Here is a 15,007-nt window from a genome sequence, read left to right as displayed (position 1 = left end):
CCGGACAAGGGAGATCGGTCGATGCAGCAGGCACCCGTGCTGTCGAGTGCGGCGGACCCCGCCTCGCCGGCCTGGCGGGCGAACGAGGCCGCGCACCACGAGCTGGTCGCGGCGCTGCGCGCCAAGCTCGCGGCGGCCGCGCTGGGCGGGGGTGAGAAGTCCCGGGCCCGGCACACCGCACGCGGCAAGCTGCTGCCCCGGGACCGGGTGGACACCCTCCTCGACCCGGGCTCGCCGTTCCTGGAGCTGGCCCCGCTCGCGGCGAACGGCATGTACGGCGACCAGGCCCCGGCCGCCGGCGTCATCGCGGGCATCGGCCGGGTCTCCGGCCGCGAGTGCGTGATCGTCGCCAACGACGCCACCGTCAAGGGCGGCACGTACTACCCGATGACGGTGAAGAAGCACCTACGGGCCCAGGAGGTGGCCCTGGAGAACCGTCTCCCCTGCCTCTACCTGGTGGATTCCGGCGGCGCCTTCCTGCCCCTGCAGGACGAGGTCTTCCCCGACCGGGAGCACTTCGGCCGGATCTTCTACAACCAGGCCCGGATGTCCGGCGCGGGCATCCCGCAGATCGCGGCCGTCCTCGGCTCGTGCACGGCGGGCGGCGCGTACGTGCCCGCGATGAGCGACGAGGCCGTGATCGTGCGGAACCAGGGCACGATCTTCCTCGGCGGCCCGCCGCTGGTGAAGGCCGCGACCGGCGAGGTCGTCACGGCCGAGGAGCTGGGCGGCGGCGAGGTCCACTCGCGGATCTCCGGCGTCACGGACCACCTCGCGGAGGACGACGCCCACGCCCTGCGGATCGTCCGGAACATCGTGGCCACGCTCCCGGAGCGCGGCCCGCTCCCCTGGTCGGTCGAGCCGGCCGAGGAGCCGAAGGTGGACCCGTACGGCCTCTACGGCGCGGTCCCGGTCGACTCCCGCACCCCGTACGACGTGCGCGAGGTGATCGCCCGGGTGGTGGACGGCTCCCGCTTCCAGGAGTTCAAGTCCGAGTACGGGCAGACCCTGGTCACCGGCTTCGCCCGGATCCACGGCCACCCGGTCGGGATCGTCGCCAACAACGGCATCCTGTTCGCGGAGTCCGCGCAGAAGGGCGCGCACTTCATCGAGCTGTGCGACCAGCGCGGCATCCCGCTGGTCTTCCTCCAGAACATCACCGGCTTCATGGTCGGCAAGGCGTACGAGCACGGCGGCATCGCCAAGCACGGCGCCAAGATGGTCACGGCCGTGGCCACCACCCGGGTGCCGAAGCTGACCGTGGTCGTCGGCGGCTCGTACGGCGCGGGCAACTACTCGATGTGCGGCCGGGCGTACTCCCCCCGCTTCCTGTGGATGTGGCCCAACGCCAAGATCTCCGTCATGGGCGGCGAGCAGGCCGCCTCGGTCCTCGCGACCGTCAAGCGCGACCAGCTCGGCGACGGGTGGAGCGCGGAGGAGGAAGAGGCGTTCAAGGCCCCGATCCGCGAGCAGTACGAGACCCAGGGCAACGCCTACTACGCGACCGCCCGGCTCTGGGACGACGGGGTCATCGACCCGCTGGAGACCCGGCAGGTCCTCGGACTCGCCCTGACCGCCTGTGCCAACGCGCCGCTGGGGGAGCCCCGGTTCGGCGTCTTCCGGATGTGAGAGGGCCCCAGGAGATGCAGTCCACGGATGTGAGGGGAGCCCAGGAGAGCGTGAGGGGATCCCAGGAGATGCCGTCCATGTTCGACACCGTCCTCGTCGCCAACCGGGGCGAGATCGCGGTCCGCGTCATCCGCACCCTGCGGGAGCTCGGCGTGCGCTCGGTGGCCGTGTACAGCGACGCGGACGCCGGCGCCCGGCACGTGCGGGAGGCGGACACGGCGGTGCGGATCGGCCCGCCGCCGGCCTCCGAGTCGTACCTGTCCGTGCCCGCCCTGCTCGACGCCGCCCGCCGCACCGGCGCGCGGGCCGTGCACCCCGGGTACGGCTTCCTCGCGGAGAACGCGGAGTTCGCACGGGCCTGCGCGGAGGCGGGGCTCGTCTTCATCGGTCCGCCCGCCGGGGCGATCGCCCTGATGGGCGACAAGATCCGGGCGAAGGAGACCGTGGCGGCGGCGGGCGTCCCCGTCGTCCCGGGCGCCTCCGGCCCCGGACTGGCCGACGCGGCCCGGGAGCTGGGCGCGCCCGTGCTGCTCAAGCCGAGCGCGGGCGGCGGCGGCAAGGGCATGCGGCTCGTGCGGGACCTGGCGGTCCTGGACGAGGAGATCGCGGCGGCCCGGCGCGAGGCCCGCTCCTCCTTCGGCGACGACACGCTCCTGGTGGAGCGGTGGATCGACCGGCCCCGGCACATCGAGATCCAGGTCCTCGCGGACGCCCACGGGAACGTGGTGCACCTCGGGGAGCGCGAGTGCTCGCTCCAGCGCCGCCACCAGAAGATCGTCGAGGAGGCGCCGAGCGTCCTGCTGACCCCGGAGATCCGGGCGGCCATGGGCGCGGCGGCGGTGGAGGCGGCCCGGTCCTGCGGCTACGTGGGTGCGGGCACGGTCGAGTTCATCGTCCCGGGCGGCGACCCGGCCTCGTACTACTTCATGGAGATGAACACCCGGCTCCAGGTCGAGCACCCGGTGACGGAGCTGATCACGGGCCTGGACCTGGTGGAGTGGCAGCTGCGGGTGGCGGCGGGCGAGCCGCTGTCCTTCGCGCAGGAGGACGTCCGCCTGGACGGCTGGGCGATCGAGGCCCGCCTCTGCGCCGAGGACCCGGCCCGGGGCTTCCTGCCGTCGGGCGGCACGGTCCTGTCGCTGCGCGAGCCGCGGGGGAACGGCGTCCGCACGGACTCGGGCCTGAGCGAGGGCACGGAGGTCGGCAGCCTGTACGACCCGATGCTGTCGAAGGTCGTCGTGCACGCCCCGGACCGCCCCACGGCCCTGCGCCGTCTGCGCGCGGCCCTCGCGGAGACGGTGACCCTCGGCGTTCCGACGAACGCGGGCTTCCTGCGCCGCCTCCTCGCCCACCCGGACGTCGTCTCCGGCGCCCTGGACACGGGCCTGGTGGAGCGCGAGGCGGAGGGGCTCGTCCCGAAGGAGGTGCCGGAGGAGGTGTACGCGGCGGCGGCGGCCGTACGGCTCGCGGAGCTGGACCCGGTGCCCCGGGACGGCTGGACGGACCCCTTCTCGGTGCCGAACGGCTGGCGCCTGGGCGGCGCTCCGGCCCCGCTCGCCTTCTCGCTGCGCGTACCGGGCCTGGAGCCCGTCACGGTCGGGGCGCCGCCCGGCGCCCGGGTCACGGACGGTTCGGTGACGGTCGTCGTGGACGGGGTCTCCCACACCTTCCACCGGGCCGGTGCCTGGCTCGGCCGCGACGGCGACTCCTGGCACGTCCTCGACCACGACCCCGTCGAGGCCGCGCTCTCCGGCGCCCGGCACGGTGGGGCCGACACGCTGGCCGCGCCGATGCCCGGCACCGTGACCGTGGTGAAGGTGGCCGTCGGGGACGAGGTGGAGGCCGGGCAGAGCCTGCTGGTGGTGGAGGCGATGAAGATGGAGCACGTCATCTCCGCCCCGCACGCCGGCACCGTCACCGAACTGGACGTCACCCCCGGCACCGCCGTCGCCATGGACCAGGTGCTCGCCGTCGTCGCCCCCCGGGAGGAAGCGTGACCACCGGTCTGCCCATGACCGTCCCCTCCGCCGGGCTCCCCGCGCGGGTCCGCGTCCACGAGGTCGGGGCCCGGGACGGCCTCCAGAACGAGAGGACGGCCGTCCCGACGGAGGTGAAGGCGGAGTTCGTCCGGCGCCTCGCCGCCGCCGGGCTGGACACCGTCGAGGCGACCAGCTTCGTCCACCCCAAGTGGGTGCCCCAGCTGGCCGACGCCGAGGAGCTGTTCCCGCTCGTCCGCAACCTCCCGGTCCGCCTCCCGGTGCTCGTCCCGAACGAGCGCGGCCTCGACCGGGCCCTCGCGCTCGGCGCCCGGGAGATCGCCGTCTTCGCCTCGGTCACCGAGTCCTTCGCGAAGGCCAACCTGAACCGGACCGTGGACGAGTCCCTCGCCCTCTTCGCGCCGGTCGTCGTCCGGGCCGTGGAGGCCGGTCTGAAGGTCCGCGGCTACCTGTCGATGTGCTTCGGGGACCCCTGGGAGGGTCCCGTCCCGGTCGGGCAGGTCGTCCGGGTCGCCAAGGCGCTCGCCGACATGGGCTGCGACGAGCTGAGCCTGGGCGACACCATCGGCGTCGCCACCCCCGGCCACGTGGAGGCGCTGCTCACCGCGCTGAACGAGACGGGCGTCCCCACCTCCCGCCTCGCCGTGCACTTCCACGACACCTACGGACAGGCCCTGTCCAACACCCTGGCCGCGCTGCGGCACGGGGTGACCACGGTCGACGCCTCCGCCGGCGGCCTCGGCGGCTGCCCGTACGCGAAGAGCGCGACCGGCAACCTCGCCACCGAGGACCTCGTGTGGATGCTCGACGGTCTCGGCATCGAGACCGGGGTCGATCTGGCCGCCCTCACCGCCACGAGCGTGTGGATGGCCGGACAACTGGGCCGACCCAGCCCGTCCCGCACCGTCCGCGCCCTCTCCCACCAGGAGTGACGACAGCCATGTCCCTCGATCACCGGCTCTCCGCCGAGCACCAGGAACTCCGCCGCACCGTCGAGGCGTTCGCCCACGACGTGATCGCGCCGAAGATCGGCGACTACTACGAGCGGCACGAGTTCCCGTACGAGATCGTCCGCGAGATGGGCCGCATGGGCCTCTTCGGGCTGCCGTTCCCCGAGGAGTACGGCGGCATGGGCGGCGACTACCTGGCCCTCGGGGTCGTCCTGGAGGAGCTGGCCCGGGTCGACTCCTCGGTGGCCATCACCCTGGAGGCGGGCGTCTCGCTGGGCGCGATGCCCCTGTACCTGTTCGGCACCGAGGAGCAGAAGCGGGAGTGGCTGCCGAGGCTGTGCGCCGGGGAGCTCCTGGGCGCGTTCGGCCTGACCGAGCCGGGCGCGGGCTCGGACGCGGGCGGCACCCGGACGACGGCCGTGCGCGACGGCGACCACTGGGTCATCAACGGGTCCAAGTGTTTCATCACCAATTCGGGTACGGACATCACCGGCCTGGTGACGGTCACGGCGGTCACCGGCCGCAAGCCCGACGGCCGCCCGCTGATCTCCTCGATCATCGTCCCGTCCGGCACCCCCGGCTTCACCGTCGCCGCCCCGTACTCCAAGGTCGGCTGGAACGCCTCGGACACCCGCGAGCTGTCCTTCGACGACGTCCGGGTCCCGGTGGAGAACCTGCTCGGCCAGGAGGGCCGGGGATACGCGCAGTTCCTCCGCATCCTGGACGAGGGCCGGGTCGCCATCGCGGCGCTCGCGACGGGCCTCGCGCAGGGCTGTGTGGACGAGTCCGTGAAGTACGCGAAGGAACGTCACGCCTTCGGTCGCCCGATCGGGGACAACCAGGCCGTCCAGTTCAAGATCGCGGACATGGAGACCCGGGCGCACATGGCCCGGATCGGCTGGCGGGACGCGGCCTCCCGCCTGGTCCTGGGCGAGCCGTTCAAGAAGGAGGCGGCCATCGCGAAGCTGTACTCCTCCACGGTGGCGGTGGACAACGCCCGGGAGGCGACCCAGATCCACGGCGGCTACGGCTTCATGAACGAGTATCCGGTGGCCCGGATGTGGCGCGACTCGAAGATCCTGGAGATCGGTGAGGGCACCAGCGAGGTCCAGCGGATGCTGATCGCCCGGGAGCTGGGCCTGCCGGCCTGACCCGGCCCCGGACCCGGAAGCCCTGAAGGCCCCGGACACCCCGGGCGCCCGGACTCCCCGCGGCCGTCCGCCGCCCCCCGGCCGGGGCGGTGGGCGGCCGCGGGCGTTCCGGGCCCCCGCCCCGCACCGCCCTCGTCCGGTCACGCCGCCGTGTCCGGTCACGCCGCCGTGTCCGGGTCCCGCCCCGCGCCGCCCGCGTCCGTCACCAGGGCCACGTACTCGACCGTCACGGCGAAGGTGTCGTGGCCGGTCGCCGTCGCGTGCGCCAGGCACTCGACGTTCACGCCCGGCGGCACGGCCGTGGGCGGCGTCCCCCAGCCGCACCCGCCGTCCAGGCAGTGGGCCGTGGCGACGGTCTCGCCGCGCGGGTGCGGCCCGATCCGGCGCGTCGGGGGCGCCGCCTCCACGGCCGCCCCGGGCACCGGCGCGCTCACGGCCGCCCCTCCGGCGGCGCGGAGTCCCTGAGCGTCATCTTCGGCGGGTCGTGCGGGTGGTTGCGGATCTCCACCACGCAGTCCACGGCCGCCGACTCGTCGTGCTGCGGCCCCCGCCGCATGTAGTGGTCGAACCAGCTCACCAGGTGCGCGCAGGGCGTGCACCCCGGGGCCGGTTCCGGCCGGGGGCGGAGGCCGTGGTCGGCGGAGAGCACGACCGGGGGCACGCGCGTGGTGAGGATGCGGATGCTCGCCCACTCCCCCTCGGTCGGCGCCCGCAGGTCCTCGGGCGTCGCGGCCCACTCGGCCCCGCCACCCGGCGGACGTACGTACACCCGCCCGTCCTCCCTGCGCGTGACCTCGCCGAGGCGGACCGTTCCCCGGCCGGCGTCGGCCACGAAGGCGCCGGTGGAGGGGAAGGGCGGGGACTGGCCAGGGGGTGGGGGGACGTCCTGCACGGGCACGTTCGCTCCTCTCCGTAGTGAATCCACTACCAGGGGTGCCCAGCGTGGACTAGAGTCGGCCTCCTCTTCAACTAGGCAGCCCCGAAGGACAAGTCGTGGTCAATCGCAAGGAGTTGCGGCCGGAGTCCAGCCCGCAGGCGGCCTACGGGGCCCATCTGCGCAGGCTGCGCGAGGAACGGGTCTGGACCCAGGAGGACCTGGCCGGACCCATGGGGTGCTCCAGTCAGCACATCTCCGCGGTCGAAACCGGCCGTAAACCGCCGACCCTGCCGTTCTCACGCCGCGCCGACCAGGTCTTCGGCCTGGTCGGCAGCAAGGAGTCGTTCGAGCGCGAGTGGCGCGAGATGCGGCACGGCGTGCTGCTGGAGGGCTTCCCGGAGTTCGTCGGGTACGAGGGCCGGGCGGTCGAGATCCGCCTGTTCGAGATCGGCATCGTCCCGGGTCTGCTGCAGACCCCGGAGTACGCGCGCGTCCTGGCGAACAGCGCGGTGAAGCGGGGGTCCATCACCCCCGAGCAGGCCGACGAACGCGTCGCGGTCCTGGCCACACGCCAGGCGGCACTGGATCGGCCCCAGTCCCCCATGGTCTTCCTGGTGATGGACGAGAGCTGCATCCGGAGGCCCATCGGGGGCCACAAGGTGATGGACGCCCAGTTGGAACGGCTCGTGGAGTTCGCGGAGAGCCCCAACTCACTGCTTCAGATCGCCCCGTACGCCATAGGGGAGCGCCGCACGTTCGACCTGCCGGTCACCCTGCTCACCCTCGCCGACCGGTCGGTGGTCTGCTACGCCGAGTCACAGGCGCAGGGGCACCTCGACCGCGAAATGACGTCCGTGGTCCCCATGTTGACGGCCTACCATCAGCTTCAGGCCGCATCGCTCTCCCAGGCGGAATCCGTGGCCATGATCCAAGAAGCGCGAAAGGGCACCCCGTGACGACCGCATCCCCCCAGTGGTTCAAGTCCTCGTACAGCAACAACGGCGGCCAGTGCGTCGAGGTCGCCGTCAACCTCGTCCCCTCGCGCGGCACCGTCCCCGTCCGTGACTCCAAGGACCTGAACGGACCGGTTCTGGGCTTCCGCGCCGACGCCTTCTCCTCTTTCGTGGGAAGCGTCAAGACCGGAGAGTTCGGCGCCGTCTGATCGCCGGGCGGCCCCGCCGACCGAAAGGACGCCCATGACGACCGACGAGACCCCCCGCTGGTTCACGTCCTCGTACAGCGACAACGGCGGCAACTGCGTCGAGGTCGCCGTCAACCTCGTCCCCTCGCGCGGCACCGTCCCCGTCCGTGACTCCAAGGTCCCGGGCGGGCCGGTCCTGGTCCTCGGCGCCGCCGCCTTCGCCGCCTTCGTGGAGGGCGTGGGGCGCGAGGGATCCGGCGCCGCCTGACGGGCCGCCCCCAGCACGCCAGACGCCCGGCCGGGAAGTTCCGGCCGGGCGTCTCGCGTGCGCGTACGGGTCACTCCGCCGGCCAGGGCACCTCGGGCGAGCGGTACCAGTCGATGCCCAGCGCCTCGAAGCGCGGCGCCTGCTCCGCGAGGCGGACCTTGTACGTCTCCCAGTCGTGGGTCGCGGCCGGGGACCAGCCCAGTTCCGCGATGCCCGGCAGGCGCGGGAAGGCCATGACGTCGAGGTCGCCGGTGGTGGCCAGGGTCTCCGTCCACAGCGGGGACTCGACGCCCCGGACGGCGCTCTCGGGGACGCCGGGCAGATAGGACGCCGGGTCCCAGTCGTACGACCTGCGGACCTCGACGTACCCGGCCCAGGAGAGCCCGAGGCGGGTCTCCTTCGTGTACTTCATGTCGAGGTAGGTGCGGTCGGCGGGCGAGAGGATCAGGCCGGTGCCGTTCCGCGCGGCGGCGGCGACCCGCTCCTTCTCGGCGGCCGGGGTGCGGTCGAGGCCCCAGTACTGGACGAGGGCGCCCTTCGCGGGGGTCGTCCCGGTGAGCTGGTGCCAGCCGACGACGGTCTTGCCGTACTTGGCGACGACCGGCTGCACCCGGTCCATGAAGGCCACGTAGTCGGCGTGGCTGGTGGAATGGGCCTCGTCGCCGCCGATGTGGAGGTAGCGGCCGGGGGTGAGCGCGGCGATCTCCCGGACCACGTCGTCCACGAAGTCGTACGTGACGTCCTTGGGCACGCACAGGGAGCTGAAGCCGACCTTGGTGCCGGTGTAGAGGGGCGGGGCGACGCCGTCGCAGTTGAGTTCGGCGTAGGAGGAGAGGGCCGCGTTGGTGTGGCCCGGCATGTCGATCTCCGGGATCACCTCCTGGTAGCGGGAGGCGGCGTACCGGACGATCTCCTGGTACTGCTCCTTGGTGTAGAAGCCGCCGGGGCCGCCGCCGACCTCGGTGGAGCCGCCGTGGGTGGTGAGCCGGGGCCAGGAGTCGACGGCGATGCGCCAGCCCTGGTCGTCGGAGAGGTGCAGGTGGAGGGTGTTCACCTTGTAGAGGGCGAGCTGGTCGATGTACCGCTTCACCTCGTCCACGGTGAAGAAGTGGCGGGCGACGTCGAGCATGGCGCCCCGGTAGGCGTAGCGCGGGGTGTCGGTGACGGTGCCGCCCGCGACCTTCCACGGCCCGGCCTGGACGCTGTCGCGCTCGACGGCGGAGGGGAGCTGCTGACGCAGGGTCTGGATGCCCCGGAAGAGCCCGGCGTGGCGGCGGGCGGTGACGGTGAGGCCCTCGGGCGCGGAGCTGAGCCGGTACCCCTCGTCGCCGAGGGCGGTGTCGGTGGGACTGATCCGGAGCCGGATGCCGCCCCGGGCCGCCTGGTCGTCCACGACGGGCAGCGGGAGGCCGGTGGCGGGGCGGAGCAGTCCGGCGAGGTAGCGGCCGAGGTCCTGGGACTCCCGGGAGCGCGTGTCCACCCCGATGCGGGTGGTGGTGGTGAGCGTGTAGGGCTCGCCCCGGGGGGAGACGGAGGCGGGCACGGGGACGATCCGGCCGAGCGGGCGGACCTCGGGCTCGGCGGCGGCCCGCCGGCCGGCCGCCTTGCCGTCGTCCCCGCCGTCGGCGGCGGCCTCGCCGCACCCGACGCCGGCGGTCGCCAGCAGGAGGAGGGAACCGATCAGGCGCGGAATCCTTCGGCGCGGGATCCGTCGGTACGAGGTCCTTCGGTGCGGAGTGGTCAGGCGCTGTCTCACGGGCGGGCTCCCCTTCGGGTGAACGACGCGTCTGTCGTCTTCTTATATCCGAACCGGCTCTTTGCGTACCGCACCGGTCACCAGGAGGTGCGGTCTAGGCCAATCGCCGCAATCGGCGGTGTGATCTTCCCGTCCCTGCCCGATTCCGGGCAGGAATCTTGCGTAAAGCGACGAGGACCCCTCAATATTCACGGGTGCTCGAACGCCGTCCGTCGCACGACGACCTCATCGACCATCTGGTCCGCAGCACCGCGCTCCAGCGCGGTGAGGCCGCCCGGGTGGTGCTCGACGTGCTGGCGTACTTCGACGAGACGACCGAGGCGTTCGTCCGCCGCCGCCACCGCGAACTGCAGGCCGGCGGCGCGGTGAACGCCGAGATCTTCGAACGGATCGCGGCGGAACTGCCGCACCGGGCCGTGTCCCCGCCGGAACTCTCGCTCCGGCAGCTCCGCCGGATCGTCTACGGCTGAGCACGGAACGAGCGGAACGACCGGAACGGCCCGGACGGCCGAGTACGTCCACTGACTTGGAGGGGTTTCACCTTTATGTGCGGAATCGTCGGTTACATCGGTAAGCGTGACGTGGCCCCGCTGCTGCTCGAGGGCCTGCAGCGCCTGGAGTACCGCGGGTACGACTCGGCCGGCATGGTCGTCACCAGCCCGAAGGCCGGCGGCCTGAAGATGGTGAAGGCCAAGGGCCGCGTCCGCGACCTGGAGGCCCGCGTCCCCAAGCGCTTCACCGGCACCACCGGCATCGCCCACACCCGCTGGGCGACCCACGGCGCCCCCAGCGACGTCAACTCGCACCCGCACATGGACCCCGAGAACAAGGTCGCCGTCGTCCACAACGGCATCGTGGACAACGCCGCCGAGCTGCGCGCCAAGCTGGAGGCCGAGGGCGTCGTCTTCGCCTCCGAGACCGACACCGAGGTCATCACCCACCTCGTCGCGCGCTCCGAGGCCGAGACCCTCGAGGAGAAGGTCCGCGAGGCCCTGAAGGTCATCGAGGGCACCTACGGCATCGCCGTGATGCACGCCGACTTCAACGACCGCATCGTGGTCGCCCGCAACGGCTCCCCGGTCATCCTCGGCATCGGCGAGAAGGAGATGCTCGTCGCCTCCGACGTCGCCGCCCTGATCGCCCACACCCGCCAGGTCGTCACCCTGGACGACGGCGAGATGGCCACCCTCAAGGCCGACGACTTCCGCACGTACACCACCTCCGGCGCCACCACCACCGCCACCCCGGAGACCGTCGAGTGGGAGGCCGCCTCCTACGACATGGGCGGCCACGACACCTTCATGCACAAGGAGATCTCCGAGCAGCCCGACGCGGTCGACCGCGTGCTGCGCGGCCGGATCGACGACCGCTTCTCCACCGTGCACCTGGGCGGCCTGAACCTGGACCCGCGCGAGGCCCGCACCATCCGCCGCATCAAGATCCTCGGCTGCGGCACCTCGTACCACGCCGGCCTCATCGGCGCCGGGCTCATCGAGTCCATGGCCCGCATCCCCGCCGACGCCGAGCCGGCCTCGGAGTTCCGCTACCGCAACCCGGTCGTGGACCCCGACACCCTCTACATCGCCGTCTCCCAGTCCGGCGAGACCTACGACGTGCTCGCCGCCGTCCAGGAGCTCAAGCGGAAGGGCGCCCGCGTCCTCGGCGTCGTCAACGTCGTCGGCTCCGCCATCGCCCGCGAGGCCGACGGCGGCGTGTACGTCCACGCCGGTCCCGAGGTCTGCGTCGTCTCCACCAAGTGCTTCACCAACACGGTGACCGCCTTCGCCCTGCTCGCCCTGCACCTCGGCCGCATCCGCGACCTGTCCGTCACCGACGGCAAGCGGATCATCGAGGGCCTGCGCCGCCTCCCCGCCCAGATCGAGGAGATCCTCAAGGGCGAGGACGAGATCAAGCGGCTCGCCGCGGAGTACGCGGGCGCCCAGTCGATGATGTTCATCGGGCGCGTGCGCGGCTACCCGGTCGCCCTGGAGGCCTCCCTGAAGCTCAAGGAGATCTCCTACATCCACGCCGAGGCGTACCCCGCCTCCGAGCTGAAGCACGGCCCGCTCGCCCTCATCGAGCCCGCCCTGCCGACGGTCGCGATCGTCCCCGACGACGACCTCCTGGAGAAGAACCGCGCCGCCCTGGAGGAGATCAAGGCCCGCAGCGGCCGCATCCTCGCGGTCGCCCACCAGCCGCAGGAGAAGGCCGACCACACCATCGTGGTCCCGAAGAACGAGGACGAGCTGGACCCGATCCTCATGGGCATCCCGCTCCAGCTCTTCGCGTACCACACCGCCCTCGCCATGGGCCGCGACATCGACAAGCCGCGCAACCTGGCCAAGTCCGTCACGGTCGAGTAGCGGGACCCCGGGCCTGTCCCCCGGACCCGCCGCCGGGCCTGTCCCCCGGCGCCGCCCGACCTGACACACGACGGTCCCCGTGCACACACCTCCCGTGCACGGGGACCGTCGTGCTTCCCGGAACAGCCGGAACCACCGGGGCTACGGGGCTACGGGGCTACGGGGCTACGGGGCTACGGGGCTACGGGGCTACGGGATGACGATGACGGGCCGGCGGGCGCGGCGCGCCAGGCGCCCGGCCACCGAGCCGAAGATCCGCCCGACGATCCCGTGCGTGGAGCCGACCACGATCGCGTCGGCCGAGTACTCGCGGCCGACCTCCTCCAGCTCGTGGCAGATGTCCCCGCCGCGCTCGACCAGGATCCACGGCACCTCGGCGAGGTAGTCGGCGCAGGCCAGCTCCAGGCCCAGGACCTCGGTGCGGTGGTCGGGCACGTCGACGAAGACGGGGGGCTCGCAGCCCGCCCACACCGTGGTGGGCAGCCGGTTGGCCACGTGCACGATGATCAGGCCCGAGCCGGAGCGGCGGGCCATGCCGATGGCGTACGCGAGGGCGCGCTCACTGGACGTGGAGCCGTCGAAGCCGACGACGACCCCGTGCCGGAAGGCCGGGTCGCAGGCGTGACGTGGCTGTTCTACCGCCAGGGGGTCGACCGTGGAGTCGGCGACGCGCTCGCGGTCCGCGGGTTCGAAGAATTCGTGACCGGCCATCGGTGTCTCGGCGAAGAGGGTCCTCGTGAGAAGGGACGGGAAAGGGGTGAGGGACGGCGGGAGAGCGGAGCCGTGTCCGGGAATGGTCTTCCCCTCCTCATACCCCCAAGGGTACGGCGCCACTCCTCTCCTGCCCAGGGGCCGCCGCGCGGTGCCCGGCGCGCACACCGCTCGCGCGGCGTTCCAGGGAGCATGCACGAGCGGTTCGGGATCTGGCAATGCCGCTTGTGTCCTACAGGCGTCCGGTCGCGCCCCGCGGCCGTCCGTACGCGGACCGGACGGGGGCCGGACGGGGCCCGAGGGGGTGCGGGGGCGGTGCGACCGGGAGTGACCGGAGCGCTCCCTTCCTCGTTGCCACGGGACCGCCCCGCCGCGGGGAGGCCGTCCGCGACCGCGCCGCCGACCGCCGCCGGCCGCCGCCGTCCGGTGCCGGACCCGCCCCGACGGGCCTCCGGGAGGGGCCGGGGAGGGCTCCGAGCCGGCCCGGAGCCCCTTCGAGTTGACAGGCTCGCACACCCGCTCCCATACGTTTTCAGCCAACTTCCACCGCCTGGCGCGTCCTTGGCGTAACGATTGGCCAACCCCGGCGCCCGTAGCGGGGAAACCCCTGCCCCGAGGGGGCACACCCCCCGCCGACCGGGGCGTTCGCCGCCCGGGCCGACACGGCGCGGCGCCCCGGAGGCGACGGTTCCCGATCGATCGCTTCGCGCCAAGTTGCCTTGTCGACAATCCACCGGTTCGAGAACGTGGCACGCCGGCGTCACGGGACGCAGTAGATTCGATCATGGGTACCGAGGACTGGGGTCTCGTGCAGAACCGAGGGGAAACGTGCAGGTGCGACACGACCAGGGAGACGCGAACACCGAGGGGGGCTTAGCGTCATGAGCCAGGACTCCGCAGTACCGGAGGCCGCACGGAGACTGTCCGGACGGCGCCGTCGCGAAGTCGTCGCGGTGCTGCTGTTCAGCGGCGGCCCCATCTTCGAGAGCTCCATCCCGCTCTCCGTGTTCGGCATCGACCGCCAGGACGCCGGAGTGCCACGTTACCGGCTGCTCGTCTGCGCCGGTGAGGAGGGCCCGCTGCGGACCACCGGCGGACTCGAACTCACCGCGCCGTACGGCCTGGAGGCCATCGGCCGGGCGGGCACCGTCGTCGTCCCGGCCTGGCGGTCGATCACCTCGCCGCCGCCGCCGGAGGCGCTCGACGCGCTCCGTCGCGCGCACGAGGAGGGGGCCAGGATCGTCGGGCTGTGCACCGGGGCGTTCGTCCTCGCGGCGGCCGGACTGCTCGACGGCCGGCCGGCGACCACGCACTGGATGTACGCGCCGACGCTCGCCAAGCGCTACCCGTCGGTCCACGTGGACCCCCGGGAGCTCTTCGTGGACGACGGGGACGTCCTGACCTCCGCCGGCACCGCGGCCGGAATCGACCTGTGCCTGCACATCGTGCGGACCGACCACGGCACCGAGGCCGCGGGCGCGCTCGCGCGCCGGCTGGTCGTCCCGCCGCGGCGCAGCGGCGGTCAGGAGCGCTACCTCGACAGGTCTTTACCCGAGGAGATCGGCGCCGACCCGCTGGCCGAGGTCGTCGCCTGGGCCCTGGAGCACCTCCACGAGCAGTTCGACGTGGAGACCCTGGCCGCGCGCGCCTACATGTCGCGGCGGACCTTCGACCGCCGGTTCCGCTCGCTCACGGGCTCGGCCCCGCTCCAGTGGCTGATCACCCAGCGGGTGCTCCAGGCGCAGCGGCTCCTCGAAACCTCCGACTACTCGGTGGACGAGGTGGCGGGCCGGTGCGGCTTCCGCTCCCCCGTGGCGCTGCGCGGCCACTTCCGGCGCCAGCTCGGCTCCTCCCCGGCGGCCTACCGGGCGGCGTACCGCGCCCGCCGGCCGCAGGGCGACATCGGCACGGCGGTGCTCGACCCGGTCGTGCCCGCCCAGGTCCCGGCCGGCGTCCGGCGCCCGGCCCCGCAGGAGCAGGGGAAGCCGGGGGCCGACGTCTACGCCCCCGGGCGCGCCTCGCTCCCGGGCCAGCGCAGCGCTCCGTAACGAGGACCCGCGCGGTCACGAGCCGCGCACCGCGGGGGGGGGGGGGGGGGGGGGGGGGGGGCGCGCGGCCGCCCCCCCCGCCGCCCCCCCCCCCCCCCCCACCCCCCCCCGCCCCC

General features: G+C 73.1%; 14 protein-coding genes. 10 read left to right on the top strand and 4 right to left on the bottom strand.

What is annotated here, in order from left to right; all coding sequences use genetic code 11:
- Positions 1–21 precede the first annotated feature (21 nt).
- The 4 genes from ACFYZY_RS13165 (at position 22) to ACFYZY_RS13150 (ending at position 5,727) form a co-directional block, all read left to right on the top strand.
- Entirely contained in the window at positions 22–1,629 is a 1,608-nt protein-coding gene (locus tag ACFYZY_RS13165; protein ID WP_388692914.1) for a carboxyl transferase domain-containing protein, read from the top strand.
- A gap of 68 nt (positions 1,630–1,697) precedes the next feature.
- Positions 1,698–3,626 (top strand): biotin carboxylase N-terminal domain-containing protein, encoded by a 1,929-nt coding sequence (locus ACFYZY_RS13160; protein WP_388693202.1) that lies wholly within the window; start codon positions 1,698–1,700, stop codon positions 3,624–3,626.
- Positions 3,627–3,640: 14 nt separating this feature from the next.
- Complete coding sequence (locus ACFYZY_RS13155) at positions 3,641–4,558, top strand: hydroxymethylglutaryl-CoA lyase (RefSeq protein ID WP_388693200.1); 918 nt, start codon at positions 3,641–3,643, stop codon at positions 4,556–4,558.
- A gap of 8 nt (positions 4,559–4,566) precedes the next feature.
- Positions 4,567–5,727 (top strand): acyl-CoA dehydrogenase family protein, encoded by a 1,161-nt coding sequence (locus tag ACFYZY_RS13150; RefSeq protein WP_388692912.1) that lies wholly within the window; start codon positions 4,567–4,569, stop codon positions 5,725–5,727.
- A 158-nt stretch (positions 5,728–5,885) separates the two neighbouring features.
- Here the strand turns inward: ACFYZY_RS13150 and ACFYZY_RS13145 are convergent, their stop codons facing one another.
- Both ACFYZY_RS13145 and ACFYZY_RS13140 read right to left on the bottom strand, forming a co-directional pair.
- Positions 5,886–6,161, bottom strand: coding sequence for a hypothetical protein (locus tag ACFYZY_RS13145; RefSeq protein WP_388692910.1), 276 nt, complete (start codon positions 6,159–6,161; stop codon positions 5,886–5,888).
- Entirely contained in the window at positions 6,158–6,625 is a 468-nt protein-coding gene (locus tag ACFYZY_RS13140; RefSeq protein WP_388692908.1) for a hypothetical protein, read from the bottom strand. Before ACFYZY_RS13140 ends, ACFYZY_RS13145 begins: the two co-directional genes overlap by 4 nt.
- Before the next feature lie 95 nt (positions 6,626–6,720).
- Between ACFYZY_RS13140 and ACFYZY_RS13135 the strand changes: the two genes are divergently transcribed.
- The 3 genes from ACFYZY_RS13135 to ACFYZY_RS13125 are packed head-to-tail and all read left to right on the top strand — an operon-like array spanning position 6,721 to position 8,013.
- Positions 6,721–7,560, top strand: a complete 840-nt coding sequence (locus tag ACFYZY_RS13135) for a Scr1 family TA system antitoxin-like transcriptional regulator (protein WP_388692906.1) — start codon at positions 6,721–6,723, stop codon at positions 7,558–7,560.
- On the top strand, positions 7,557–7,766 hold the full coding sequence (locus ACFYZY_RS13130; RefSeq protein WP_388692905.1) for a DUF397 domain-containing protein: 210 nt from the start codon (positions 7,557–7,559) through the stop codon (positions 7,764–7,766). The genes ACFYZY_RS13135 and ACFYZY_RS13130 overlap by 4 nt, the downstream gene beginning before the upstream one ends.
- Positions 7,767–7,800: 34 nt before the next feature.
- A complete protein-coding gene (locus ACFYZY_RS13125) occupies positions 7,801–8,013 on the top strand; it encodes a DUF397 domain-containing protein (RefSeq protein ID WP_388692904.1) in 213 nt (70 codons plus the stop codon).
- Positions 8,014–8,083: 70 nt separating this feature from the next.
- Here ACFYZY_RS13125 and ACFYZY_RS13120 read toward each other — a convergent pair whose 3' ends face one another.
- Positions 8,084–9,769: a beta-N-acetylhexosaminidase gene (locus tag ACFYZY_RS13120; RefSeq protein ID WP_388692902.1), complete on the bottom strand. Its 1,686-nt coding sequence runs from the start codon at positions 9,767–9,769 to the stop codon at positions 8,084–8,086.
- A gap of 194 nt (positions 9,770–9,963) precedes the next feature.
- On the opposite strand from ACFYZY_RS13120, the gene ACFYZY_RS13115 reads away from it, so the two are divergent.
- Together ACFYZY_RS13115 and glmS are read left to right on the top strand one after the other, a co-directional pair.
- Positions 9,964–10,239 (top strand): hypothetical protein, encoded by a 276-nt coding sequence (locus ACFYZY_RS13115; RefSeq protein ID WP_388692900.1) that lies wholly within the window; start codon positions 9,964–9,966, stop codon positions 10,237–10,239.
- A gap of 75 nt (positions 10,240–10,314) precedes the next feature.
- A complete protein-coding gene (gene glmS / locus ACFYZY_RS13110) occupies positions 10,315–12,132 on the top strand; it encodes a glutamine--fructose-6-phosphate transaminase (isomerizing) (RefSeq protein WP_388692898.1) in 1,818 nt (605 codons plus the stop codon).
- Between the two features lie 189 nt (positions 12,133–12,321).
- Here the strand turns inward: glmS and ACFYZY_RS13105 are convergent, their stop codons facing one another.
- Positions 12,322–12,843, bottom strand: coding sequence for a universal stress protein (locus tag ACFYZY_RS13105; RefSeq protein WP_388692896.1), 522 nt, complete (start codon positions 12,841–12,843; stop codon positions 12,322–12,324).
- Positions 12,844–13,724: 881 nt separating this feature from the next.
- Here ACFYZY_RS13105 and ACFYZY_RS13100 point away from each other — a divergent pair.
- Entirely contained in the window at positions 13,725–14,891 is a 1,167-nt protein-coding gene (locus tag ACFYZY_RS13100; protein ID WP_388692894.1) for a helix-turn-helix domain-containing protein, read from the top strand.
- The last annotated feature ends 116 nt before the right edge of the window (positions 14,892–15,007 follow it).

Origin of the sequence: Streptomyces sp. NPDC001744, assembly GCF_042892575.1 — a bacterium.
Classification (GTDB): Bacteria; Actinomycetota; Actinomycetes; order Streptomycetales; family Streptomycetaceae; genus Streptomyces.
The sequence above is the reverse complement of the archived record's forward strand: the minus strand, read 5'-3'. Positions and strand labels throughout refer to the sequence as shown.